This window comes from Nitratireductor soli (genome assembly GCF_001050155.1).
Taxonomy (GTDB): Bacteria; Pseudomonadota; Alphaproteobacteria; order Rhizobiales; family Rhizobiaceae; genus Nitratireductor; species Nitratireductor soli.
Genome location: NZ_LFVY01000003.1, coordinates 50,475 through 74,252 on the forward strand (window position 1 = coordinate 50,475; position 23,778 = coordinate 74,252).

The following is a 23,778-nucleotide window of genomic DNA, read 5'->3' on the forward strand; positions in this document are numbered from 1 at the left end:
GTGCTTGACATTGAACGGTGGAAGTGATTCTTTCAGATTGCTACATCGAAAGGGGCTTCCGGAATGGCAACGTTCTGGGGGCCTTTTTTCTTACGCGTTTTCCTCTCTCGTCTTCCTCGCTTCACCCGATCCGTCTGATCGGCAATTCGTGCAACCGGACCTTCCGGCTGGATTCCTCATGCGTCCGACGCACGGTCCTTGTCGAACCGCTCCGCCAGTTCCGGCAGCAGATCCGCCAGGAACCCGGCAAAACCCGGTCGTGCCGCCTCGTCGAAATCGAGGCGCGGCTTTGCACCGAGCGTGATCTTGGCCAGCGGCCGCCCATTCGTATCGGCGATGGCGCGGCTTTTTCCGCCATCGGCCTTCTTCGCCGAGCGGCGCGCCAGACGCTCATGGAGCATGCGGAAACGGACATCGGACTCTGCATCCTTGAAATCGTCCGTATGAATCAGATCCTGGGCGATGACGATCGCCGCGTCGCGCTTGAAGAACTCCGCCAACGCCATCCAGCGCGGCCGGCCGGCCTTCGGCGCCGGACCGATGGCGCTGGCGATCTGTGCCGGAATGGCGTCGGCCACTTGCAGCAGCCGCGTCATCTCCGCCTTGTGCAGCGACAGCGCCCGCTGCACCACGCCGCGCTCGAAACCATGCCTGATCAGCGCCGCGGCAAAGAAAGCCCGTTCGATGAAGGAGAGGTTGCGCCGCTCGGTGTTTTCCTTGCCTTGCGCCAGCACCAATTCGTCATCGCTGAGCGTCCGGACGATGGCCTGGACGGGTTGCTTCAGCCGGGCGGCGGCCCGTACGCGACGATGGCCGTAGGCGACCTGGAAGCGGCCGGCGGCGGTCGGGTGAGGGCGCAGGAGAACCGGAACCTGCTGGCCGCTCTCGCGCACACTCTCGACCAGGGCGGCGAAATCCTCGTCGCCATCATCCTCGCGGCTCAGCCGGTCGCGCACGAACGAGGGGTCGATCAGTCCCGGATCGACGGGAATGACCCGCTCGCCCTTGGCCAGGCTCTCCTTCAGCGCGCGGGCGTCCTCCACCTCGCGCGTCATGGACGACAGGGACAAGCCCATCGCCTTGACCGCGCCGGAGGCGCTGCGCGGCGCCTCATTCGCAGCAGGCTTGGGCGCCGACTTCACCTCCGGCGCGCGCGGCGCGGCTTGCGGGGAGGGCGCTTCACCCTCCATCGGCCCGCCGCCGAACAGCGCCTTCAGATGGTCCTTGCGCTTGCTCATGCCGCATCCCCCGCCCCGCTGCGGCCCCAGGCCTCCTCGATCAGCGTCTCGATCTCGGCGTTGACAGATGTCAACGCTTCCATCGCCCGGTCGTAGGTGGTGCGGGTGAAGTTGTCGCGGCCCACCTCGTAGAGGGTCTGCTTGGTCAGTCCGGCATCGGAAATCGCCGTCGACTTGACCATCGGCGCTGTCAGGACGCGACCGCCGAACTGCGAACGCAGGAAACCGACGATCTGCGTCTGCGGCCCGTCATTCGGTTCGTAGCGCGTCACCAGATAGCGCAGGAAATCGAAATTCAGCGTACCGCCGGCCGCCCGCACCACCGACAGGAGATCTGCCGTCATGAACAGGAACTGGCTCATCGAGGCGACGTCCAGCATCTGCGGATGCACGGTAACGATGACGGATGTCGACGCGCACAGCGCCGACAGCGTCAGGAAGCCGAGTTGCGGCGGACAGTCGATCACCACCACGTCGTAATCATCGGCAACCGAGGCCAGCGCACTCTGGATGCGGGCGAAGAAGAAATCGTCGGACCCGCCACCGGCCTCGCGCTCGGCCAGCATGCGCGGCGTGGTGTGCTCGAACTCGTGCAGCTCGAGATTGCCCGGCACCAGGTCGAGCCCGTCGAAATAGGTCTTGCGGACGATCTCCGACAATGGCCGGCGCTCGGCGTCATAGCGGATCGCCCCATACAGCGTGTCGTTGCCCGACAGGTCGATTTCCGGTTGGTAGCCGAACAGCGCCGACAGCGAGGCCTGTGGGTCGAGGTCGACCGCCAGCACCCGGTAGCCTTCCAGCGCCAGGTGCTGCGCCATATGGGCGCTGGTCGTCGTCTTGCCAGAGCCGCCCTTGAAATTGGTGATGGCGATGACCTGCAGATGCTCGCGCTCCGGGTCGCGCCACTTCACATAGGAGCGTGCCTTGGCCAAATTGCCCTTGGCGCGCGCCTGCGTCGCCAGATGGTGGCGCAGTGCGTGGATGTCGGCCAGTGAATAGAAGCGCCGCCCGCCGGCGCCGGTCTCGGGCTGCGGCCCCTCTCCGGCGATCGACAATTGCCGCAGATAGCCATCCGACACGCCGATCAGCTTGGCGGCCTCGCCGCTGGAAAAAGTCCGCAGTGTCTTTTGCGCCGCCGGTGGAAACAGCCGGTCGCGCATGGCGCGCAACTGCTCTGAAAGCTGCGCCGCATCGGCGGCGATGGCTTCGTCGGCAGCCAGCACCTTCGTGCTCCCCGCGCCGTCCATCGCTATCTCCGCCATCTTGTCCAAGTCCCGCTCTCCATCGTGCTCGCCGGCAATGTCGCTATGGTCCATGCCACGCTGCTCCTCGCAATCCAGTCCCGCCAGGCGCGCGTTGACAACTGTCAACACCGTAGGTTCAGTGCTGGCGTACGCAGGCGGAATGCGTGCTCCGCAGCGGATCGACCCCCACACCGCCAGGCGGCGCGGACCGGCAAACCGTTACGACAACGTAAACCGATTCGCCGTGATACGGCGAGTGGCCTACGCCTGGGGGCGAAGATACGCCTTCCATACGAACGCAATACAACGAACACGGCAATCGCCGGCAGCCGCTAGTAACATCCTTGCCGCGTGGTTACGCCGATTTCACTTGATCGCCGCCAACACCGTAACTATTGGCGCTGAGGGTCGGTCTGGCGTCAAGAAATTTTTGGTTAACAAAGGGTTAACGGCGGCAGTTCGCATCGAGCGCCGTCACAATCGGCGCACCATGCGTGCCCCAATTCCCGAATGTTTCCACGTGCTTAGGATTGGCGAGCCGCCATGCGAGGCTGAAACGTTCGCGGCGATGAAAGTTAATATCCGCCAGCGCCCATCGATAGCTGCCAGCAGCCTTCAACACAAAACCGCCGCGCCGGAAGGTTCTTTGCCGGTTGACGAACAGAATCACCGGCGGGGAGGGGAGGGGAGGGGTGCGCACTTGCCAATCCCCGCCGATTGCGATCCAGTCGTCACCAATCGATGACCAGCGCCAGGAGGCAGGAATGAAGACCGTCACGAAGGCATCTCTGGCGACGACGCGGGCGGCGATGCTGTGCGCCACGGTCGCGGCACCGTTGATCGCCGGCCCGGCCGGCGCGGTGGATGCACCCACCAGCGCAGTCGAGGCGATCACGCTGTCGTCTGGCGGCCTTGCTGAAATCAATCGCGGCGCGCGCGTCGACGGTGCCGGCACGCTGGCCATCGACGTGCCGCTCGAACAGGTCGACGATATCCTCAAGAGCCTCGTCGTGCGCGATCCCTCGGGAACCGTCGGTGGCTTGACGCTCGACGGATTGTCGCCGGTCGAGGAAACATTCCGCCGCCTGCCGTTCCGGCCGGAGACGATGGGTTCCCTGCCGGAGCTGGCCGCCTCGCTGCAGGGCGTGCCGGTTCGCGCCACATCCGGCGGGCGGACCGTCGAAGGCACCGTGCTCGGTGTCGGCAGCGAACGACACGGCACGGGCGATGACGCCACCACAGAGCGGACCCTGTCCGTCATGACCGAGACCGGCCAGGTCGAGGCGCTGCGGCTTGGAACGGACACCGTCTTCGAGATTCTCGATGCGGCAATGCGCGACAAATTGCGCGAGGCTGCGGAGGTCAGCGGCCGCGGGCGCATGGATGATGTGCGACGGATTTCCATCGCGCTCGAAGGCGACGGCGCGCGCGACGTGGGCATCTCCTACGTCGTGCCGGCGCCTGTCTGGAAGACCGCTTATCGCCTGGTGTCGCAAGAGGGCGGCGCGGCGCGGCTGCAGGCATGGGCGGTGATCGAGAATGCCACGGGCGAGGATTGGCGCGATGTCGCCATCACCCTGTCCTCCGGCGCACCGGTGACGCTCGCCCAGCGCCTGCATCAGCGCTATTGGCACGAGCGCCCGCAAGTGCCGGTGACCGCCGGCAGCACGACGCCGCCCCGCCTCGACAATGCCGCCGGCATGGATGCCGAGTTCGCCCAGGACGCGATGGGCGGAGCGCGCCGGCAGAAGCGGGCGCTCGCCATGGCGCCCGCACCGACGATGGCCATGGAAGCGCAGCTCGCGGCACCTTCCGGCGCGGTCACCAGCCAGGAAGGGCAGACGACGGCCACTTATCGCCTGCCGTTCCCCGTCGCGCTGAAGGCAGGGCAGACGCTCTCCCTGCCGTTCATCGATGCCGAGGTGCCGGCCGAGCAGGTTTCCGTCTTCCAGCCGGAACGCGGCGACATCCATCCGGTCGCCGCCCTGTTCCTCGAAAACAAGACAGAGGCGAGCCTGCCGCCCGGCATCCTCACGGTCTATGACCAGCGCGACGGATATGTCGGCGACGCTCAGCTTGCCGGCGTCCCCGGCGGCGAAAGCCGCATGGTCAGCTTCGCCGCCGACCGCAAAGTGGAGGTCACCACGCAAACGGAGCCGCAGGAGATTGTCGGCAAGATCGCCGTCGCCGACGGCGTCCTGCGCGCCACCTCACTCTCGCGCCTGACCACCACATACGCGATCAAGGGCGCGGCCGACGCGCCGCGCACCGTCATCGTCGAACATCCGCGGCGCGACGGCTGGCGCGTCACGTCGGAGGCGCTGGCGTCGTCGACGCCGACGCATCATCGGCTTCGCGTCAATGTGGAGACGGGCGGCACCGCCGAAATCGAGGTCACCGCCGAGCGCAGCCGCACGGACGCCTTCGCGCTGGTCGATGCGGACGCCGAAGCGCTGTTCGGCTGGGCCGGCGCCGCCGCCGATCCCGGGACAGCGACCAAGCTCGGCGAACTTGCCGAGTTGCGCCGCCGCGCGGTCCGAGCCGAACTGGAAATGCAGGACATCGAAGAAGCGATCACCCGGACGGCAGGCGATCAGGCGCGCATCCGCGACAACCTTGCCGCGGCTCCAAGTGACAGCACGCTTTCCAAGCGTTATCTCGCCATGCTGGAGAAGACCGAAGACGACATCGCCACCCTGGCCGGACGTCGCGAGACAGCCGAGACGCAGTACAAGGCGCTGCAGAACGAGGTGAGGGACTTCATCCGCACATTCTGACGGCCGGCCGACATGAGCGGCGAGGCTTGATGCCGATCATTGCATTTGTGCCTCAAAACCGGTTGAGCGCGCCGGCGGCTTCCGCCGCCAGCGGGGCAAAGCGGCGGCAATAGGTTTCGGCATCCCACTCGCTCAGCGAGCCGGCGATGTGGATCGCGCCGAGCGGCGTGCCGTCGGGCGCCAAAAGCGCCGTGGCGATGGCGATCTCGCCCTGCAGGATTTCCTCCAGTGCCAGGGCGTAGCCGTTCTCACGCGCCTCGCGCACCTTGGCGCGGATCTTCTCGGGATCGGTGATCGTCTTCGGGGTAATCTCATGCCGGTCCGAGCGGGCGATGATGTCGTCCACTTGGGCGTCACTCAGATGCGCCATCACGGCACGGCCGCCCGAGGTGCAATAGATCGGCACGCTTTGGCCGACCAGCGTGGCGAAAAATGTCTCGCGCTTGCTCTGCAGGCGCGCCGCATAGACGAGCCGCAACCCGTCACGCAGGCTGAGATCGACGCGCTCGCGCACGGTGCGACGCAGTTCCATAAGCACCGGTGAAGCCCGCGCCACCAGCGGGTTGAGGCGCAGATAGTCGCGCGTGTGGTCGAGGATGCGAATGCCCGGCACATAGCCGCGATCGTCCGCATCGCGCTGAATGTAGCCCAGTTGGCGCAGCGTGTGGACAACGCGCTGCGCAGCACTCTTGCCCATGCCGCTCATCGAGGCGATCTCGTTCAAAGTGAGCGGCTTTCCCGTGTCGTGGAAGGCGGAAAGCAGCTGCATGGCGCGGGCGATCGCCTGCACGAACAACGGGTCGCCATCATCGACGCTGGTTGCCGGTGGCACGCCGTATTCGGCTCTTTGCACATATCGCAAGCCGCACCTCCAAAAACCGTTTGACTCATCAACCGTAGCACACTTATCGTATTAACGATACAAATGTATCGCTCAGCGATACTTTGCCTTTCACCCTATCACGCATTTTTCGGGCGTCGACCCGAAAACGGCGTTTGTGCAGAGACGGTAGCCTTCGCATGCAGCAACGCATCGCAATTAGGGGAATGGAATGACAAAGCGGGTGGCGTTGGCCGGGTTCCTGCATGAAACCAACACCTTCGCGCCGTCCAAAGCGACCTATGCGCAGTTCGAGCAGGGCGGTGGTTACCTGCCGATCTCGCGCGGGGCGGAAATCCTGGCGCGCTGCCCGGGGGTCAATCTCGGCATTTCCGGCGCCGTTGCGCATGGCGAGAAGTCCGGCTGGGACATGGTGCCCGTGCTATGGACCGGCGCCATTCCCTCGGCCCATGTGACGCGCGACGCCTATGAGCGGATCGCCGGCGAGATCGTCGACGGCATCGCCGCGGCCGGCCGGCTCGACGGCATCTGCCTCGATCTGCATGGCGCCATGGTCGCCGAGCACCTGGACGACGGCGAGGGCGAGTTGATCGCCCGCGTGCGCCAGGCGGTGGGACCGGACGTGCCGATTGCCGTCAGCCTCGATCTGCATGGCAATACGACACGGCAAATGGTCGACGCCGCCGACCTGCTCGTCGCCTTCCGCACCTACCCGCACATCGACATGGCCGAAACCGGCCGCCGCGCGGCCGAGGGTTTAGACCGGCTGATGGTGCGCGGCAGACCCTTCGCCAAGGCGTTCCGGCGGCTGCCCTATCTGACCTCCATTCCCTGGCAATGCACTTTCATCGAGCCGGCCAAGAGCCTTTACGCAGAAGTGGCGGCGCTCGAGACCGGCGACATCGCCAGCATGTCCTACTGGATGGGCTTTCCCGCCGCCGACATCGAGGAGTGCGGCCAGACCGTGCTGGCCTATGGCGAGACACAGGAGGCCGCCGACCGTGCCGCAGAACATCTTTATGCGCGCGTCATGGCGAGCGAGAGCGCCTTTGCCGGGCGGGCCTATCAGCCTGATGAGGGCGTGCTGGAGGCGATGCGAATCGCTCAAGGCGCCAACCGCCCGGTGGTCATCGCCGACACGCAGGACAATCCCGGCGCCGGCGGCGATTCCAACACCACCGGCATGCTGCGCGCATTGCTGCGCAACGGCGCCCAAAACGCCGCGCTCGGCATGCTGGTCGACCCGGATGCGGCGCGCGCCGCCCATGACGCGGGAGAGGGGGCCGAAATCGATATCGCCCTCGGAGGACAGTCAGGTGTTTCGGGCGACGTGCCCCTGGCGGCAACGTTCCGCGTCGAAAAATTGTCGAACGGCGATCTGCATGCCACCGGCCCCTATTATGGCGGCACCCACATGAATGTCGGCCGGTCCGCCTGTCTGTCTGTCGGCGGCGTCAGGATCGTCGTCGCCAGTCACAAGGCGCAGATGGCCGATCTCGCCATGTACCGTTTCGTCGGCATCGAACCGACGGAAATGGCGATCCTGGTCAACAAGAGCTCCGTACATTTCCGCGCCGATTTCGATCCCATCGCCGAAACCGTACTGGTCTGTACCGCGCCCGGCCCGATGCCGCTCGATGCGGCCGACCTGCCGTGGACCAAGCTCGCCGACGGGATGCGCCTTTCGCCCAACGGCCCGGTCTTCCGCCGCGCCGCCGCGCGTCAACAGATGGAGGCCTGAACGAAACAAGCGCGGCAGGAGAACCGCGATCACCAACGTCACCGAACGCAAGAATTCACCTGTAACAAAAAAAGGGAACATCATGCTGCGTATTCAGGAGAGACTTCACCACTTCAAGGGGCACGCCCGCGGCGCTACCCTGGGACTGTTAGCCAGCGCGGCGCTGATAAGCGGCGCCGGGTTTGCAACCTCCGCCATGGCCGAAGGCAAGACCATCACCGCCGTCATGCACTCGGGCCTGCGCGTGCTGGACCCGATCATCACCACGGCCCACATCACCCGCAACCACGGCTACATGATCTACGACGTGCTGGTGGCGGTGGATGAGAACTTTGCACCGCAGCCGCAGATGGCCGACTGGACCGTATCCGACGACAATCTCGTCTACACCTTCACGCTGCGCGACGGCCTGAAGTTCCATGACGGCGCGCCGGTGACAGCCGCCGACGCGGTCGCCTCGCTGCAGCGCTGGAGCAAGAAGGATTCGGGCGGCCAGTTGATCGCCGACGTCACCGAAAGCCTCGAGGCAAAGGACGACAAGACCATCGTCTGGACCTTGAAGGCGCCATTCCCGGCGCTGCTCGACACGGTTGGCAAGCAGTCCGCCGTGCCGCCCTTCATCATGCCGGAGCGCGTGGCCAGCGGCTCGGCCGACGAGGCAATCACCGACTATACAGGCTCCGGTCCCTTCGTCTTCGTGCAGGACGAGTATCAGCCGGGCGTCTCCGTCACCTACAAGAAATTTGCCGATTATGTGCCGCGCGAGGGCGCCTCGAGCTGGATGGCCGGCGGCAAGAACGTCATGGTCGATACGGTAAAATGGGTGACCATGCCCGACGCGCAAACAGCCATCAACGCCATCATGTCGGGCGAGATCGACTATATCGAGCAGGTGCAGATCGACCTCCTGCCGATCCTGGCGGCCAGCGAGGACGTGACGGTCGAGACGCGCGACGACCTCGGCTACCAGACCATCGGCCGCATGAACTTCAAGCATCCGCCCTTCGACAATGTGAAGATCCGCCAGGCGGCGCAGATGGCGCTCAGCCAGGAGGACGTGCTCGGCACGCTGATCGGCAATCCCGACTACTACAAGGTGTGCGGAGCGATCTTCGGCTGTGGCACGCCGCTCGGCGACGAGTCGGGCTCCGACACGCTGACCTCGGGCGGTGACGTCGAGGGCGCCAAGAAGCTGCTCCAGGAAGCCGGTTATGACAACACACCGATCGTCCTGATGCAGCCGACCGACGTCGTCAGCCTGACGGCACAGCCCGTGGTCGCCGCCCAGGCGCTGCGCAATGCCGGCTTCAACGTCGACATGCAGGCGATGGACTGGCAGACCCTGGTGACCCGCCGCGCCAGCCAGGCGACACCCTCCGAGGGCGGCTGGAACATCTTCTTCACCAACTGGATGGTGCCGGAGATCAACTCGCCGCTGATCAGCCCGATGCTCAATGGACGCGGCGACAATGCCTGGTTCGGCTGGCCACAGGACGATACGATCGAGGCGCTGCGCGCCGAGTTCATCGCCGCCGACACGCCGGAGAAGCAGAAGGAGGTGGCGGTCAAGATCCAGCAGCACACGCTGGAGAGCGTGCTCTACGTGCCGCTCGGCCAATATACCTCGCCGCAGGCGCGCAGCAACAAGCTGACCAACATGATCCCGTCGCCGGTACCGGTGTTCTGGAACATCGAGAAGGCTGACTGAGGGAAAAGGAGGCGGGCGCAAGTTCGGAACTGCCGGCGCCGCCCCTCACCCTAACCCTCTCCCCGTAAACGGGGAGAGGGGCACGCCAACATTGCCACCCCGTTCGTCTAACCGTTTGCGGGAAGAAGATGCCGGCAGGCGGATGAGGGGCAACACCGACATCTGAAAACCAGGGGCACAGCACCCAATGCTAGGTTACATCATCCGACGCATCCTGGCCGTCATCCCGGTCATGGTCATCGTCGCCGTCTTCGTCTTCCTGCTGCTCAGGCTGACGCCAGGCGACCCGGCGGCGATCATCGCCGGCGATATGGCGACCCCCGCCCAGCTCGAACGCATCCGCACCTCGCTCGGCCTGTCGGATCCACTGCACGTGCAGTTCGTCACCTGGGTCGGGCTGCTCTTGAAGGGCGAGCTCGGCACCTCGCTGATCTCCAACACGCCGGTGACGCAGATGATCGGCCAGCGCATCTGGCCGACCTTCAACATCGCCGTCATGACCATCATCCTGTCCGTCGTCATCGCCGTGCCGATGGGCGTCATTGCTGCCTGGCGGCACCGCACCTGGGTCGATTATGCGGTGATGGCCTTTTCCGTCCTCGGCTTCTCGATCCCTGTCTTCGTCATCGGTTATCTGTTCATCCAGGTCTTTTCCATCGAGTTGCGCTGGCTTCCCGTACAGGGCTACGCGGCGCCGACGGACGGGTTCGGCAAGTTCCTGGCGCGCGCCATCCTGCCGTGCCTGACGCTCGCCACCATCTACGTGGCGCTGATCGCCCGCATGACGCGCGCCTCGATGCTCGAGGTGCTCGGCGAGGATTACATCCGCACCGCACGCGCCAAGGGCGTCAAGGAAACCGTCGTCCTGTTCCGCCACGCGCTGAGAAACGCCGCCGTGCCGATCATGACCATCATCGGCACTGGTTTCGCCCTTCTCATCGGCGGCGTCGTGGTGACGGAAAGCGTGTTCAACATTCCCGGCGTCGGCCGGCTCACGGTCGACGCCATCCTGGCGCGCGACTATCCCGTCATCCAGGGCATGATCCTTCTCACCAGCGGGCTTTACGTGTTCATCAACCTGGTCATCGACCTGTCCTACACCTTCTTCGACCCGAGGATCCGCTACTGATGACCGCCACCCCACAACCCGCAGCCCGCCTGCAATGGCTGTTCGGCGCCATCGCCCTGCCACGGGGCTGGCGTATCGGCGCCGGGCCGATCATCGCCGCAATCGTGCTTTTCGTCATCGTCCTGGCAGCGCTTGCCGCCCCGCTGTTCGTGCCGCACGACCCGATGGCCATGGACGCGTTGCAGCGGCTGAAAGGCCCGAGCGAAACCTACCTGCTGGGCACTGATGCCTATGGCCGCGACGTGCTGTCGCGCGTGGTGACGGGCGGGCGCGTCTCGCTGTTCATCGGCATTGGCGCCGCGGTCGTCAGCGTGATGATCGGCCTGATGATCGGCCTCGTCTCCGGCTTCTTCCGGCTGGCCGACGCCATCATCATGCGCATCATGGACAGCCTGATGGCGATCCCTTCGATCCTGCTCGCCATCGCGCTTGTGGCGCTCAACGGGCCGAGCATCTGGTCGGTGATGGGCGCCATCACAATTCCCGAAATCCCGCGCGTGGTGCGGCTTGTCCGTTCCGTCGTCCTGTCGGCGCGCGAGGAGCCCTATGTGGAAGCGGCGCTCGCCCTCGGCTCGTCCATGCCGAAGATCCTCTGGCAGCACCTGATGCCCAACACGCTGGCACCGCTGATCGTCCAGGGCACCTATATCTGCGCCTCGGCAATCCTGACGGAGGCCATCCTGTCCTTCCTCGGCGCCGGCGTTTCGACAGAAATCCCCACCTGGGGCAACATCATGGCGGAGGGGCGGGTCTATTTCCAGCTCAAGCCGTCGCTGATCTTCTGGCCCGGCCTGATGCTGTCGCTGTGCATCCTGTCGATCAACCTGCTCGGCGACACGGCGCGCGATCTGCTCGACCCGCGCCTGAAGAAGCGGGAGGGGTGACCATGCAGTTCAAGACCCGTACTTTCGACGCCGCGCCGACAGTCCTCGACATCAAGAACCTGACAGTCGAACTGCCCGGCAACAAGACCGCCGCCCCCGTGCTCGATGCGGTGTCGCTGAGAATCCGTCAGGGCGAGACGGTTTGTCTCGTCGGCGAATCCGGCTCGGGAAAATCCGTCACGTCGCTGTCGGTGATGGGGCTTCTGCCGAAGGGCGCACTGGCCGCCACGGGCGGACGCATCGAACTTGAAGGCAAGAACCTGCTCGAGCTTGGACCACAGGCGATGCGCGACATGCGCGCGCAGAAGATATCGATGATCTTCCAGGAGCCGATGACCGCGCTCAATCCGGTGATGCGCGTCGGCGACCAGATCGAAGAAGTGCTCGACACGCATACGAGGCTCGCCGCGCGCGAGAAGCGGGCGCGCGTGCTGGACATCATGAACCAGGTGCACCTGCCCGATGTGGAGCGCATCCACCGCTCCTATCCGCACCAGCTTTCCGGCGGCCAGCGCCAGCGCATCATGATCGCCATGGCGCTGATCCTCGAGCCGCTACTGCTGATCGCCGACGAGCCCACCACGGCGCTCGACGTGACGACGCAAAAGCAGATCCTGAGCCTGATCGCCGAATTGCAGGAAAAGCATGGCACCGCCGTTCTGTTCATCACCCACGACATGGGCGTGGTGGCCGAGATCGCCGACACGGTGCATGTCATGAAGCTCGGCCAGATCGTCGAGCAGGCGCCGGTGGAAGAATTGCTGCGCCGGCCAAGGCAGGACTACACGAAGCAATTGCTGCAATCCGTGCCCAGCCTGACGCCGCGCGCGCCACGGCCACAGCCGCAGGGTGAGGCCGTGCTTTCCGTCAACGGCCTGCAGAAGATCTACGGCGCCCACGGCGTGTTCGTCCGGCGCGAGCCGACGCGGGCGGCAAGCGACGTCAATTTCTCCATTCCGCGCGGCCGCACGCTCGGCATCGTCGGTGAAAGCGGCTCGGGGAAATCCACCGTCGCCCGCTGCATCATGCGGCTGATCGATCCGACCGAGGGCGAAATCCGCGTCGGCGACAGGGAAATCGCCACGCTGTCGCGGCGCGCGCTCAGGCCCTATCGCAAGCATATCCAGATCGTCTTCCAGGACCCCTTCCGCTCGCTCAACCCGCGCTGGACCATCGGCCAGAGCCTGATCGAGGGGCCGCTGAACATCGGCACCGACAAGAAGGCCGCGCTGAAGCGAGCCGCCGAACTCCTGACCCTGGTCGGCCTGCCCGACGACGCGGTCAACCGCTACCCGCACCAGTTTTCCGGCGGTCAGCGGCAGCGCGTGGCGATCGCCCGCGCCATCGCCATGGAGCCGGACGTGCTGGTCGCCGACGAAGCGGTTTCGGCCCTCGACGTGTCCGTCCAGGCACAGGTGCTGCAATTGCTCGACGAGTTGCAGCAGAAGCTCGGCATCGCCATCCTGTTCATCACCCACGATTTGCGCGTTGCCGCGCAGATCTGCGACGAGGTCGTGGTGATGCAGCATGGCCATATCGTCGAGCACGACACCGCTGCCAACGTGCTTGCCAACCCGCAGCACACCTACACGCGCGCGCTGATCGAAGCCGCCCCCGGCCGTGCCTGGGACTTCGCCAATTTCCGTGAACTGCAGACCGCCTGAAACGGTCTCATGTCTTTGTCTGGGAGAGAAAATCCATGCCAGTGCTGCCGAGAATCGCCGACTATGCCGACGAGCTGACGGAAATCCGCCGCGACTTCCACGAGCACCCCGAGATCGGCTTCGAGGAGGTGCGCACCTCCGGCATCGTCGCCGAGCTGTTGCGGAAATGGGGCGTCGACGAGGTGCATACGGGCCTCGGCAAGACCGGCGTCATCGGCATCATCAACGGCCGCAAGGAAGGCGGCCGGACAATCGGCCTGCGCGCCGACATGGACGCGCTGCCGATGGACGAATTGACCAATCTGCCCTACGCCTCGAAGAATCCCGGCGCCTTCCATGGCTGCGGTCATGACAGCCACACGGCCATGCTGCTCGGCGCCGCCCGTTACCTGGCCGAGACGCGCGATTTCGCCGGCCGCGCCGTGATGATTTTCCAGCCGGCGGAGGAGGGGCTGGGCGGCGCGCGCGCCATGCTCGCCGACGGGCTGTTCGAGAAATTTCCCTGCGACGAGATCTACGGCATGCACAACAACCCGCTGGCGCCGCCCAACCAGTTCGGCGTCAAGCCGGGGCCTGCCATGGCGGGCGCGACCTTCTTCGACATCACCATCAACGGCGTCGGCAGCCACGGCGCCATGCCGCAGCATTCCAGGGACCCGATCGTCATCGCCACGGCGCTGGTGCAGAGCCTGCAATCCATCGTCAGCCGCAACGTGCCGCCGACGGAACCCGCCGTCGTCTCGGTGACGCAGATCCATTCCGGCTCGGCCTACAATGTCGTGCCTGACAAGGCGGTCATCTCCGGCACGATCCGCTATTTCGCCGACAGTGTGCGCGACACGATCCTCGACCGGGTGACGAAGATCTGCGCCGGCTTCGCCGAAAGCTACGAGGTCGAGATCGTCCCCGACCTCAGGCCGACCTTCGACGTGCTGATGAACGACGCCGATCTGAGCCAGGCCTATCTGGAGGCGGCAAGCGAGATCGTCGGCGTGGACAACGCCACCGTGACGACGGAACTGGTCACCGGCAGCGAGGATTTCGCCGACATGCTGAAGGCGGTGCCCGGCGCTTATTGCACACTTGGCCACAGCGGTTCGGTGCCGGTCCACAATCCGGGCTTCATCCTCGACGACGCCATGCTGCCCGTCGGCGCCAGCATCATGGCGCGCATCGTCGAAAAGCGGCTGGCGGCGTAGGCGCGCGGTTTTCCATGCCGTGCCCTTGCACGCTCCCCCAACCAGGACCGATTTGATGAACTTTCAGAAACTGCCTTTCGACACCGACACGATGCTCGCCGGCTTGCGGCCATGGATCGAATGTGAAAGCCCGACCTTCGATGCCACAGCCGTCGACCGCATGATGGACCTTGCCGCCTACGACCTGGCGGCGGCCGGCGCCGAGATCGGGCGCATTCCCGGCCGCATGGGCTTTGGCGGTTCGGTGCGCGCGCGCTTTCCGCACAAGGATTTCGGCAAGCCCGGCATCCTGATTTCCGGCCATATGGACACGGTACACCCGGTCGGCACGCTGGCGAAAAACCCCTGGCGCATTGAGGGCGGGCTCTGCTACGGCCCCGGCATCCAGGACATGAAGGGCGGCAACTATGTGAGCCTCGAGGCGATCCGCCAACTGGCGCTGGCCGGCATCGAGACGCCGCTGCCGGTCACCGTCCTGTTCACGCCCGACGAGGAGATCGGCACGCCCTCGACGCGTGCGCTGATCGAGATGGAGGCGCGCAAGAACAAATACGTCCTCGTGCCCGAGCCGGCGCGGCCCGATGGCGGCGCGGTGACCGGGCGCTATGCCATCGCCCGCTTCAACGTGAAGACCACCGGCCGGCCGAGCCATGCCGGCTGGGCGCTGAAGGACGGCCGCTCGGCGATTGCCGCCATGGCGCGCAAGATCATCGAGATCGAAGCGATGACCGGCGAGGATTGCACCTTCTCCGTCGGCGTCATCCATGCCGGCCAGTGGGTCAACTGCGTCTCATCCTCCTGCGACGCGGAGGTCCTGTCGATGGCCAAGCGGCAGGCCGACCTCGACCGTGGCGTCGAGCGCATGCTGGCCCTGTCGGGCGAGGAGAACGACGTGGTGATCGAGGTGACACGCGGCGTCACCCGTCCCGTCTGGGAACCGGACGAGGGCACGATGGCGGTCTACGAGCTGGCGCGCGAGATCGCCGGCAAGATCGGCTTCGATCTGAGCCACGCCAGCGCGGGCGGCGGCTCGGACGGCAATTTCACCGGCGCCATGGGCATTCCGACGCTCGATTCGATCGGCGTGCGCGGTGCTGGCCTGCACACGCTGAACGAACACATCGAGATCGACAGCCTGGTCGAGCGGGCGCAGCTCGTGGCCGGCCTGCTGCTGCGGCTGAAATAGCGCCCCTGCGGTCTCCTGGATCGTTTCGGGTTTTGGTGACAATACTCTACATCTTATTGCATTGATCCGGTGCGTGGTTCGACAGGCTCACCATGAGGGAGGTATATGGTTGCAAAGCCAATCTGCGACGTCCCGGAACCAGGCCCCCTGCCAAGCCCGACCGCCCTCATGGTGAGCCTGTCGAACCACGCATGGCGCTCTAGAAATCGAGCTGGGCGCCGTCCACCACCTCCTTCATGACGAAGAAGGTGCGCGTCTGCCGCACGCCGGGCAGGGCGATCAACTGGCTGCCATGCAGCCGGTTGAAATCGGCCATGTCGCGTACGCGGATTTTCAGGAAGTAATCGAAATCACCGGCCACCAGATGGCAGTCGAGGATGAAGGGCAGCTTCCTCACCGCCGCCTCGAAAGCGGCGAAACTCTCCGGCGTCGAACGGTCGAGCACCACGCCGACCATCACCAGCGCGCCGCGCTCGACCCGCTCCGGCGCGATCGCCGCGTGGACGCCGCGAATGTAGCCCGCCTTGAACAGCCGCTCCGTGCGGCGGTGGCAGGTGGCCGCGCTGACGCCCGCCAGCCTGGCCAGTTCCGCATTGCTCAACCGGCCATCACGCTGCAACTGACGCAGGATCCTGCGATCGATCCGGTCCAGCATTTCGTCTTCGGAAGCTTCTTTCATTTATGACAGAGAATCCTCTGCTTTCATCCGAAGATTGATCAAATCGCTCCTGATTTATATGGCCTAGCATCGAACTTTGAAAGCACCTTCCGCATATCCTGCGCTAGCCTTGCGGCACAATTCGCTCATCCGGAAAGGCAGCCCATGCTGGAAAAGTTCGACCGCTACCCGCTCACCTTCGGCCCCACCCCCATCGAGAAGCTGGCGCGTCTTTCGGCGCATCTGGGCGGCGGGGTGGAGCTTTACGCCAAGCGCGAGGACTGCAATTCGGGCCTCGCCTTCGGCGGCAACAAGCTGCGCAAGCTGGAATACATCGTGCCCGACGCGATCGCGTCAGGCGCCGACACGCTGGTGTCGATCGGCGGCGTGCAGTCAAACCACACGCGCATGGTGGCGGCGGTCGCCGCCAAGATCGGCTTCAAGTGCCGGCTGGTGCAGGAAAGCTGGGTGCCGCACGAGGACGCCGTCTACGACCGGGTCGGCAATATTCTCCTGAGCCGCGTCATGGGGGCAGAGGTGCAGATGGTCGACGAGGGGTTCGACATCGGCATCCGCCAGAGCTGGGAAGACGCGCTTAAGGACGTCGAGGCGAAAGGCGGCAAGCCCTATCCGATCCCCGCCGGGGCTTCGGTGCACAAGTATGGCGGGCTCGGCTATGTCGGCTTCGCCGAGGAGGTGCGCGCCCAGGAGGCCGAACTGGGCTTCAACTTCGATTACATCGTCGTCTGCACCGTCACCGGCTCGACCCATGCCGGCATGCTGGTCGGTTTTGCCGCCGATGGGCGCGCCCGCAACGTCATCGGCATCGATGCCTCGGGGACGCCCGGCCAGACCCGCGCACAGGTGCTCGACATCGCCCGCCGCACGGCTGAACTGGTCGAACTCGGTCAACCCATCGCGGACGAGGATCTGGTGCTGGTCGAGGACTATGCCTATCCGGCCTATGGCGTGCCTTCGGAGGAAACCAAGGAGGCGATCCGACTCTGCGCGCGGCTTGAAGGCATGATCACCGACCCGGTCTACGAGGGTAAATCCATGCAGGGCATGATCGACCTGGTGAAGAAGGGGTACTTCCCGACAGGCTCGAAGGTGCTCTACGCCCATCTCGGCGGCGTGCCGGCAATCAATGGGTACAGCTACGCCTTCCGCAATGGCTGACCCGGCGCCGGCGCAAGCCGTGGCGAGGAGCTGCGCCGTGGCCACGCCGCCGATCGCTAGACCGGTTCATCGTTTCGTTGAAACGCTGCCCCGCTCTATCTGTTTGTTTTCCCGCATTTATGCGGACGTCAGGTGATTCCACCTGACTGCAGAATGCTCTAAGTCCAGCTTGGCGGGCGGACCACAAACATTGTTGGCAGTTTCGTATTGCTCTCGGCGGAATTCATCCGTGTGGCATTCGCTCGAATGTCTGCAGTGAGGAGTCCATCGTGTCCCACGCATGGCCGCGAATGGCGTATGTGACCGCCTGCGGATTGAACTGGCCAGGGTCGTCCAGGCTGGTCGCGGCGACCGCAATCAGGTCCGGCATTGCGACGAATGTCAGATAGACAGGCGTTCCACAGGTCGGGCAGAAAGCGTGGACCTTTTCGTTGCCGCTGTCGCCAGCGACCCGCCAGGTGTTCGCTTCGCCACTAACCGTCACATCGGCCCGCCGAGGGAAGGTCAGATAGGACCCATGCCCCGTGCCGCTTCGTTGCTGGCAATCGCGGCATTGGCAGTGGTTCTCGAAGATGGGTTCGCTGCGCGTTTCATAGCGGATCGCGCCGCACGCACATCCGCCGCTATAGGTCTTGCTCATCATCATTCTCCCGCTGGCATGCGTGTTGATTGACGCGTCAAGCGATCACGTCGATTTCGGCTTGGCGAAGACGTCGATGCCGCGACCGGTTTCCAGGAAGGACTTCAGGCTGGAAAGCACGGCCGGCCATCCCTTGCTGACACCGTTCGCCATTCCGCTGCCGGCTTCGAGTTCGTCATGGCTGACCGTCAGCCGGACCATGTGGTCGTATTCGACGATCTCGAACGTCACCCGGCTATGGCTTTCTGGATCTGAGGCCTGCGAAGCGTTAGCCCAGCTCATGACGAGGCGGGTCGGTGGCGAGATCTCGATAACCTTGCCAACGAGTTCGACAGTCCGCTCATCATCGGCGCGGACATGTTCCCAGTTCGATCCGGGCTTCCAGTCGGAGACGTTCTCATGGCCCCAATAGCGCCTGGCGACGTCCGGTTTGGTTATGGCCTCGAACACCTTTTCCGGCGTCGAGAGAATATAAGTCACGTAGACAAAGCTGGTCATCTCTCTGGTCATCATTACTCTCCTTCGAGTTCCTTCTTCAGGTCGTGCAGCAGGCTGAGCCGCTGATGTTCGAATTTCCGCACCCACCGTTCGTAGACCTCGTGGAGCGGCACGGGGTTGACGAAATGCAGCTTTGCCCGACCACGCCTGACCGTGCTCACCAGATTGGCCGCCTCCAATATCCCGAGGTGCTGCGTGGCGGATTGCCGGGCCATGTCCAGGCCTTCACAGAGCTCGCCGAGCGTCTGCCCGTTCCTCTCACAAAGAAGGTCAAGCAGCTTTCTGCGTGTCGGGTCGCCCAGCGCTTTGAAAACCTTGTCTGCGTGCATCGGCGTCCCTCGACTATGAGAGCACGTTATGCAGGTAAATACCTGCATGTCAAGTGAAAGCCAAGCCCGAGGTCCAGCCGTTCAGATCAATGACGGCAATGTGGGCTTGCCGTTCGCCCTGGCGCTATCCGATGACGATCAGCCGGCTGCCGCCGGGCGCTCGTCAAAAGCACGTGCTGCGCGACCGACACGGCGCAACGCGCGTTTGGTCAAGACTGGAAACGCCTCACTTGCCCGCAATCAGCCGCCTCGGCCCGGCGCCCTGCCTGCCAAGCGCATCGGCGGGATTGCGGAGCGGGCATTCCTCCAGCGACAGGCAGCCGCAGCCGATGCAACTGGCGATCTGGTCGCGAAGCTGCGTCAGCCCGTCGATGCGCTGCTGCAGCATGTCCTTCCAGGCATCGGTGAAATGCTGCCAGTCGCGGGCATTGGGCACATGGTCGTGCGGCAGGTCGGCCAGCGCCTCGCGGATGACCGCCAGCGGAATGCCGGCCTGTTGGGCGATGCGGATGATGGCGATACGGCGCAGTACGGCGCGGTGATAGCGGCGCTGGTTTCCCGCGGTACGCCATCCCTCGATCAGCCCCTTCGCCTCGTAGAAATGCACCGTCGAAACGGCAACGCCGCTACGCCTGGCCACATCACCCACCGTCAGGGCCCGCTTGATGAAGTCGCTTGCCATCGTGTCCATAACCTCAACTATGAATGAGGTTATGGACATTCGGCTGTCCGGATGCAAGTGGCTGCGGGCCACGGCTTCAGACGATGCGGAAAACCTGTCCGCCGCCGGCATCGCGGTAGAGATCCACCCGCGCGCCGTCCCAATGATAGTCAAGGTGGCGGCCCTGCACCGGGGCGGCCGCGCAGTCTGGATAAAACAGGCCAACGCATTCGCCGCCCTCGCGGCGCACGCTCGGATAGGCGATCCCATCCGAATCGTCGGCGTGCAGGCGCGCGGCGAGTGCCTGGCTATGCGTATAGTCGTCGGGCGACAGCGCCGACTGCCAGCCGCCGCCACGCAGATCGTGCAGCCGGGCATCGACGTCGACGATGATCTCGCGAAACTGTGCCGTCCAGCCGGCCGGCTCGGCGGTCGCCGCCATGAAGCGGGCGTGGTGGTGGATGGTTTCGAACAGTGCCGTCTCGAACGCGTCGGCCACGTAGAGCACACCGTAGCTTCCGGCGCTGAAGCGGCTCGGCCGGTCGGGGCTGACATGGGTGAAGGGCGCCATCAGATAGCTGGCGCCGGGTCCGGAGACGCGGCGGTGCGGCGGCACCAGGTCCAGATTGCCGATGCTCTCCATCAGCCGCGGATTGGTCTTCTGCTCGGCGGCCAGCAGCAGCGGCCAGTCGGCCGGGTCTGCAATGTCCTCGAACAGGTCGATGGGCGGATGGATGCTGCGGATGATGCGCACCGCGCCGGCCCATTCGACATGCGTGAGGGGAGGGGTGTCCGCCCCGCTCACCAGCCGCCCCGCTCGGCATCCAGGTAGCGGCGCACGCGCATCAGGTCGGTCAGTTCGCCGCCGAGCATGATGTCGAGCGCCGAGCGGCCGGCGAAGGCGGCGTTAACCTTGCCGATCCATTGATAGGCGCGCTGCGGTTCGCGGAAGATCAGGCGCAGCGCCTTGTGGATGCCCATCAGGTTGGAAAGCCTGGCCTTGCCGTCGCGGTCGATGCGGCCCATCTCACCGCTTTTCCAGCGGCGATAGGTGCGCAGGGGCATGTCGAGCAGTACGGCAGCCTGCTCGTCGGTCAGATCCCACAGGCGAAACAGGTTGACCGCCGCGCGGAACATCGCCGCCGCCTCGTCATCGCTGATCGGGCTTGGCCGGAAGTCGCGGGCCAATGTGTCGACAGGTTGCAGAAGCGCCATTTCGCTTTCTCCTTTTGGCATTAAATAGATTATTCAATGCCATTTGGCAAGATCAGGCCGTAAATCGCCTGTCGCGGCCATCCGAAAAGCCTGCCTTTCAGAGAATGCGCTCCTGCGTCTCGGGGTCGAACAGCAGCGCCTTGTCGAGGTTGAAGGCGAGACGGGCCGTCTGGCCGGCGGCGATCGGCGCGTCGGCGCGCAGTCGGGCGACGATCTCGCGCCCCCCGAGACGGGTGACGGCGAACGTGTCGGAACCAGCCGGCTCGATCACCTCGATCTCGCAATCGAGTTCGCTCACCTGCGTGGCGTTGCGGTCGGCGCTGTCCAGGTCGGTCAGCGCCTCCGGCCTGATGCCGAACACCACCTTCTGCCCGTGCCGGGAGGCAAGGCCGCCGGCGCTGTTGCCCAGTGGCAGCAGCAGCGGCTGGCCTTCATCGCGCTGCATGGAAATGCCGACCTTGCCGCCATCAACTTCGACGGTGGCCGGGATGAGGTTCATCGACGGTGAGCCCATGAAATCGGCGACGAACAGATTGGCCGGCTTGTTGTAGATCTCCGCCGGCGTGCCGAATTGCTGCAGCACCCCGTCTTTCAGGACGGCGATGCGGGTGGCCAGTGTCATCGCCTCGATCTGGTCGTGCGTCACATAGACGATGGTCGTCCCCATGCGCTGGTGCAGGCGCTTGATCTCGGTGCGCATGTCGACGCGCAGCTTGGCGTCGAGATTGGATAACGGTTCGTCGAACAGGAACACCAGCGGGTCGCGCACCAGCGCCCGACCCATGGCGACGCGCTGGCGCTGGCCACCGGAAAGCTGGCTCGGCTTGCGGTCGAGCAGCGCGCCGATCTGCAGCGTCTCGGCCACCTTGGCAATCGCCGCATCGCGCTCGGCTTTCGCCACACCGCGGATCTCCATGCCGAAGCCGATGTTCTGCGCCACCGTCATGTTGGGGTAGAGCGCGTAGGACTGGAACACCATGGCGATGTCGCGCTGCGAGGGGTGCAAGTCGTTGACGACCTTGCCGTTGATGCTGATCGAGCCGCTGGTGATGGCTTCAAGCCCGGCAATCGTGTTGAGCAGGGTCGACTTGCCGCAGCCCGAGGGGCCGACCAGCACCAGAAAGCCGCCTTCCTCTATCTCCAGGTCGATGCCCTTCAGCACATCGACCTTGCCGAAGGATTTTTTCAGTTTCTCGATCTTCAGAAACGACATGGGTTACCCCTTCACGGCGCCGGCCATCAGGCCGCGCACGAAATAACGTCCGGAGACGACGTAGACGATCAGTGTCGGCAATGCGGCGAGGATCGCCCCGGCGAAATGGACGTTGTACTCCTTCACGCCGCCAGACGAGGAAACGAGATTGTTCAACGCCACCGTCATCGGCTGGGAATCGAAATCGCCAAACGAAACGCCAAACAGGAAGTCGTTCCAGATGTTGGTGAACTGCCAGATCACCGTGACGACGATGATCGGCGCAGAGGACGGCAGCAGGATGCGGCGGAAGATCTGGAAGAAGCCGGCGCCGTCGATCTGCGCCGCGCGCACCAGCTCGGTCGGAAAGGCGGCGTAGTAATTGCGGAAGAACAGCGTCGTGAAACCGAGACCGTAGACCACATGGATCATCACGAGCCCCGTCGTCGTCCCGGCGATCCCGAGCGTACCCAGAATGCGCGCCGCCGGGATCAGGGCGATCTGAAACGGAATGAAACAGGAGAGCAGGATCAGCCCGAAGATCACATCGTCGCCGCGGAAGCGCCATTTGGTCAGGATGTAGCCGTTCAGCGCGCCGAGAATGGTGGAGATCGCCACCGCCGGCACCACCATCAGGACGGAATTGAAGAAATACGGCTTCAGCCCCGTTGGCTGCACGCCGATCTGGGCGCTCGACCAGGCCTTGGCCCACGGCTCGAAGGTCAGCACGGAGGGCAGGGACAGCATGTCGCCCTGGCGGATCTCGGCCAGCGGCTTCACCGAGTTCACCGTCATCACGTAGAGCGGCAGCAGATAATAGAGCGCAAACAGGATCAGGACCGCGTAGAGCAGCACGCGCAGCATCTTGTTGCCGGCGCTGACGGCGCCGACGGGGATTGGCTTCGCGCTCATCGCTGCCTCCCCGGCCTGAGCTCGGAATAAAGATAGGGGATGATGATCGAGAAGATCATCACCAGCATGATGATGGCCGATGAGGCGCCGATGCCCATCTGGTTGCGGGTGAAGGTATAGGAATACATGAAGGTCGCCGGCAGCTCGGTCGCCTGGCCCGGCCCGCCGCCGGTCAGCGCCACCACCAGGTCGTAGGATTTGATTGCCAGATGCGCCAGGACGACGAAGGCCGACAGGAAGACGGGCCGCATCATGGGGATGATGATGCGGCGATAGATGGTGACGTTCGAGGCGCCATCCATCTGCGCCGCCTTGATGATCTCGCCGTCGACGCCGCGCAGGCCGGCCAGGAACATCGCCATGACGAAACCGGAGGACTGCCACACGGCGGCGATCACCACCGTGTAGATCGCCAGGTTGCGGTCCTTGATCCAGGCGAATTCGAAGCCGGTCCAGCCCCATTGATGCATGGTGTTTTCCAGGCCGATGCCGGGATCGAGGAACCATTTCCATGCCGTTCCCGTGACGATGAAGGACAGCGCCATCGGGTACAGGTAAATCGGCCGCAGAAAGCCTTCGCCGCGGATCTTCTGGTCGAGCAGGATGGCCAGGAACAGGCCGAGCACCGAGCAGATGACGATGTATAGAGAACCGAAGATCGCCAGATTGCTCAGCGCCCGCCACCAATGGCGCAGGGCCCACAGCTTTTCGTAATTGTCGAAGCCGACGAAGCCGTAGGACGGCAGCATGCGCGAATCCGTCATCGACAGATAGAAGGTATAGACGATGAAGGCGTAGACGAAGACCACGATCAGCGCGACGCTGGGGCTCAGCACCAGGCGCGGGATGATGTCCTGCAGGCGGTTGCGGTTCATGCGGGGTG

23 protein-coding genes are annotated in these 23,778 nt (G+C 64.6%); 9 read left to right on the top strand and 14 right to left on the bottom strand.

Features of this window, described 5'->3' with window-relative positions; translation table 11 throughout:
* Positions 1-176 precede the first annotated feature (176 nt).
* From repB to AB843_RS04280, 3 genes are all read right to left on the bottom strand, one after another.
* Positions 177-1,238, bottom strand: a complete 1,062-nt coding sequence (repB, locus tag AB843_RS04270; protein ID WP_048645569.1) for a plasmid partitioning protein RepB — start codon at positions 1,236-1,238, stop codon at positions 177-179.
* Positions 1,235-2,500, bottom strand: a complete 1,266-nt coding sequence (gene repA, locus AB843_RS04275) for a plasmid partitioning protein RepA (protein ID WP_048645805.1) — start codon at positions 2,498-2,500, stop codon at positions 1,235-1,237. The genes repB and repA overlap by 4 nt, the downstream gene beginning before the upstream one ends.
* A gap of 427 nt (positions 2,501-2,927) precedes the next feature.
* Entirely contained in the window at positions 2,928-3,260 is a 333-nt protein-coding gene (locus AB843_RS04280; protein ID WP_157384421.1) for a hypothetical protein, read from the bottom strand.
* Here AB843_RS04280 and AB843_RS04285 point away from each other — a divergent pair.
* A complete protein-coding gene (locus AB843_RS04285) occupies positions 3,247-5,259 on the top strand; it encodes a DUF4139 domain-containing protein (protein ID WP_048645571.1) in 2,013 nt (670 codons plus the stop codon). The genes AB843_RS04280 and AB843_RS04285 overlap by 14 nt on opposite strands.
* A 52-nt stretch (positions 5,260-5,311) precedes the next feature.
* Here the strand turns inward: AB843_RS04285 and AB843_RS04290 are convergent, their stop codons facing one another.
* A complete protein-coding gene (locus AB843_RS04290; RefSeq protein ID WP_342021905.1) occupies positions 5,312-6,112 on the bottom strand; it encodes an IclR family transcriptional regulator in 801 nt (266 codons plus the stop codon).
* A gap of 199 nt (positions 6,113-6,311) precedes the next feature.
* On the opposite strand from AB843_RS04290, the gene AB843_RS04295 reads away from it, so the two are divergent.
* The 7 genes from AB843_RS04295 to AB843_RS04325 all read left to right on the top strand — a co-directional run bounded on the left by AB843_RS04295 (position 6,312) and on the right by AB843_RS04325 (position 15,611).
* Positions 6,312-7,841 carry a M81 family metallopeptidase gene (locus AB843_RS04295; protein ID WP_048645573.1) on the top strand — a complete coding sequence of 510 codons (1,530 nt, stop codon included), beginning with the start codon at positions 6,312-6,314 and terminating at the stop codon, positions 7,839-7,841.
* An 82-nt stretch (positions 7,842-7,923) separates the two neighbouring features.
* The gene (locus AB843_RS04300) at positions 7,924-9,549 is read left to right on the top strand and encodes an ABC transporter substrate-binding protein (RefSeq protein WP_048645574.1); all 1,626 of its coding nucleotides are present in this window, start codon (positions 7,924-7,926) and stop codon (positions 9,547-9,549) included.
* Positions 9,550-9,736: 187 nt separating this feature from the next.
* Positions 9,737-10,678: an ABC transporter permease gene (locus tag AB843_RS04305; protein WP_048645575.1), complete on the top strand. Its 942-nt coding sequence runs from the start codon at positions 9,737-9,739 to the stop codon at positions 10,676-10,678.
* Complete coding sequence (locus AB843_RS04310) at positions 10,678-11,562, top strand: ABC transporter permease (protein WP_048645576.1); 885 nt, start codon at positions 10,678-10,680, stop codon at positions 11,560-11,562. Before AB843_RS04305 ends, AB843_RS04310 begins: the two co-directional genes overlap by 1 nt.
* A 2-nt stretch (positions 11,563-11,564) precedes the next feature.
* Positions 11,565-13,226: an ABC transporter ATP-binding protein gene (locus AB843_RS04315; protein WP_048645806.1), complete on the top strand. Its 1,662-nt coding sequence runs from the start codon at positions 11,565-11,567 to the stop codon at positions 13,224-13,226.
* Positions 13,227-13,261: 35 nt separating this feature from the next.
* The gene (locus AB843_RS04320) at positions 13,262-14,425 is read left to right on the top strand and encodes a M20 aminoacylase family protein (RefSeq protein ID WP_048645577.1); all 1,164 of its coding nucleotides are present in this window, start codon (positions 13,262-13,264) and stop codon (positions 14,423-14,425) included.
* A gap of 55 nt (positions 14,426-14,480) precedes the next feature.
* Positions 14,481-15,611 carry a M20/M25/M40 family metallo-hydrolase gene (locus AB843_RS04325; protein WP_048645578.1) on the top strand — a complete coding sequence of 377 codons (1,131 nt, stop codon included), beginning with the start codon at positions 14,481-14,483 and terminating at the stop codon, positions 15,609-15,611.
* Positions 15,612-15,810: 199 nt separating this feature from the next.
* On the opposite strand, the gene AB843_RS04330 is transcribed toward AB843_RS04325, so the two are convergent.
* The gene (locus tag AB843_RS04330) at positions 15,811-16,290 is read right to left on the bottom strand and encodes an Lrp/AsnC family transcriptional regulator (RefSeq protein WP_048645579.1); all 480 of its coding nucleotides are present in this window, start codon (positions 16,288-16,290) and stop codon (positions 15,811-15,813) included.
* A gap of 144 nt (positions 16,291-16,434) precedes the next feature.
* Between AB843_RS04330 and AB843_RS04335 the strand changes: the two genes are divergently transcribed.
* Positions 16,435-17,448, top strand: a complete 1,014-nt coding sequence (locus AB843_RS04335; protein ID WP_048645580.1) for a 1-aminocyclopropane-1-carboxylate deaminase — start codon at positions 16,435-16,437, stop codon at positions 17,446-17,448.
* 223 nt (positions 17,449-17,671) lie between these two features.
* On the opposite strand, the gene AB843_RS04340 is transcribed toward AB843_RS04335, so the two are convergent.
* The 9 genes from AB843_RS04340 to AB843_RS04380 all read right to left on the bottom strand — a co-directional run bounded on the left by AB843_RS04340 (position 17,672) and on the right by AB843_RS04380 (position 23,770).
* Complete coding sequence (locus AB843_RS04340; protein WP_048645807.1) at positions 17,672-18,088, bottom strand: GFA family protein; 417 nt, start codon at positions 18,086-18,088, stop codon at positions 17,672-17,674.
* 45 nt (positions 18,089-18,133) lie between these two features.
* Entirely contained in the window at positions 18,134-18,598 is a 465-nt protein-coding gene (locus tag AB843_RS04345) for an SRPBCC family protein (protein ID WP_048645808.1), read from the bottom strand.
* Between the two features lie 2 nt (positions 18,599-18,600).
* A complete protein-coding gene (locus tag AB843_RS04350; RefSeq protein WP_048645809.1) occupies positions 18,601-18,915 on the bottom strand; it encodes an ArsR/SmtB family transcription factor in 315 nt (104 codons plus the stop codon).
* Between the two features lie 226 nt (positions 18,916-19,141).
* Complete coding sequence (soxR, locus tag AB843_RS04355) at positions 19,142-19,597, bottom strand: redox-sensitive transcriptional activator SoxR (RefSeq protein ID WP_206412785.1); 456 nt, start codon at positions 19,595-19,597, stop codon at positions 19,142-19,144.
* Between the two features lie 76 nt (positions 19,598-19,673).
* Complete coding sequence (locus AB843_RS04360; RefSeq protein WP_048645582.1) at positions 19,674-20,381, bottom strand: RES family NAD+ phosphorylase; 708 nt, start codon at positions 20,379-20,381, stop codon at positions 19,674-19,676.
* Positions 20,378-20,791 carry an MbcA/ParS/Xre antitoxin family protein gene (locus tag AB843_RS04365; RefSeq protein WP_048645583.1) on the bottom strand — a complete coding sequence of 138 codons (414 nt, stop codon included), beginning with the start codon at positions 20,789-20,791 and terminating at the stop codon, positions 20,378-20,380. Before AB843_RS04365 ends, AB843_RS04360 begins: the two co-directional genes overlap by 4 nt.
* 97 nt (positions 20,792-20,888) lie before the next feature.
* Entirely contained in the window at positions 20,889-22,004 is a 1,116-nt protein-coding gene (locus AB843_RS04370) for an ABC transporter ATP-binding protein (protein WP_048645584.1), read from the bottom strand.
* A gap of 3 nt (positions 22,005-22,007) precedes the next feature.
* A complete protein-coding gene (locus AB843_RS04375) occupies positions 22,008-22,895 on the bottom strand; it encodes a carbohydrate ABC transporter permease (RefSeq protein ID WP_048645585.1) in 888 nt (295 codons plus the stop codon).
* On the bottom strand, positions 22,892-23,770 hold the full coding sequence (locus AB843_RS04380; RefSeq protein ID WP_048645586.1) for a carbohydrate ABC transporter permease: 879 nt from the start codon (positions 23,768-23,770) through the stop codon (positions 22,892-22,894). The genes AB843_RS04375 and AB843_RS04380 overlap by 4 nt, the downstream gene beginning before the upstream one ends.
* Positions 23,771-23,778: the final 8 nt, after the last annotated feature.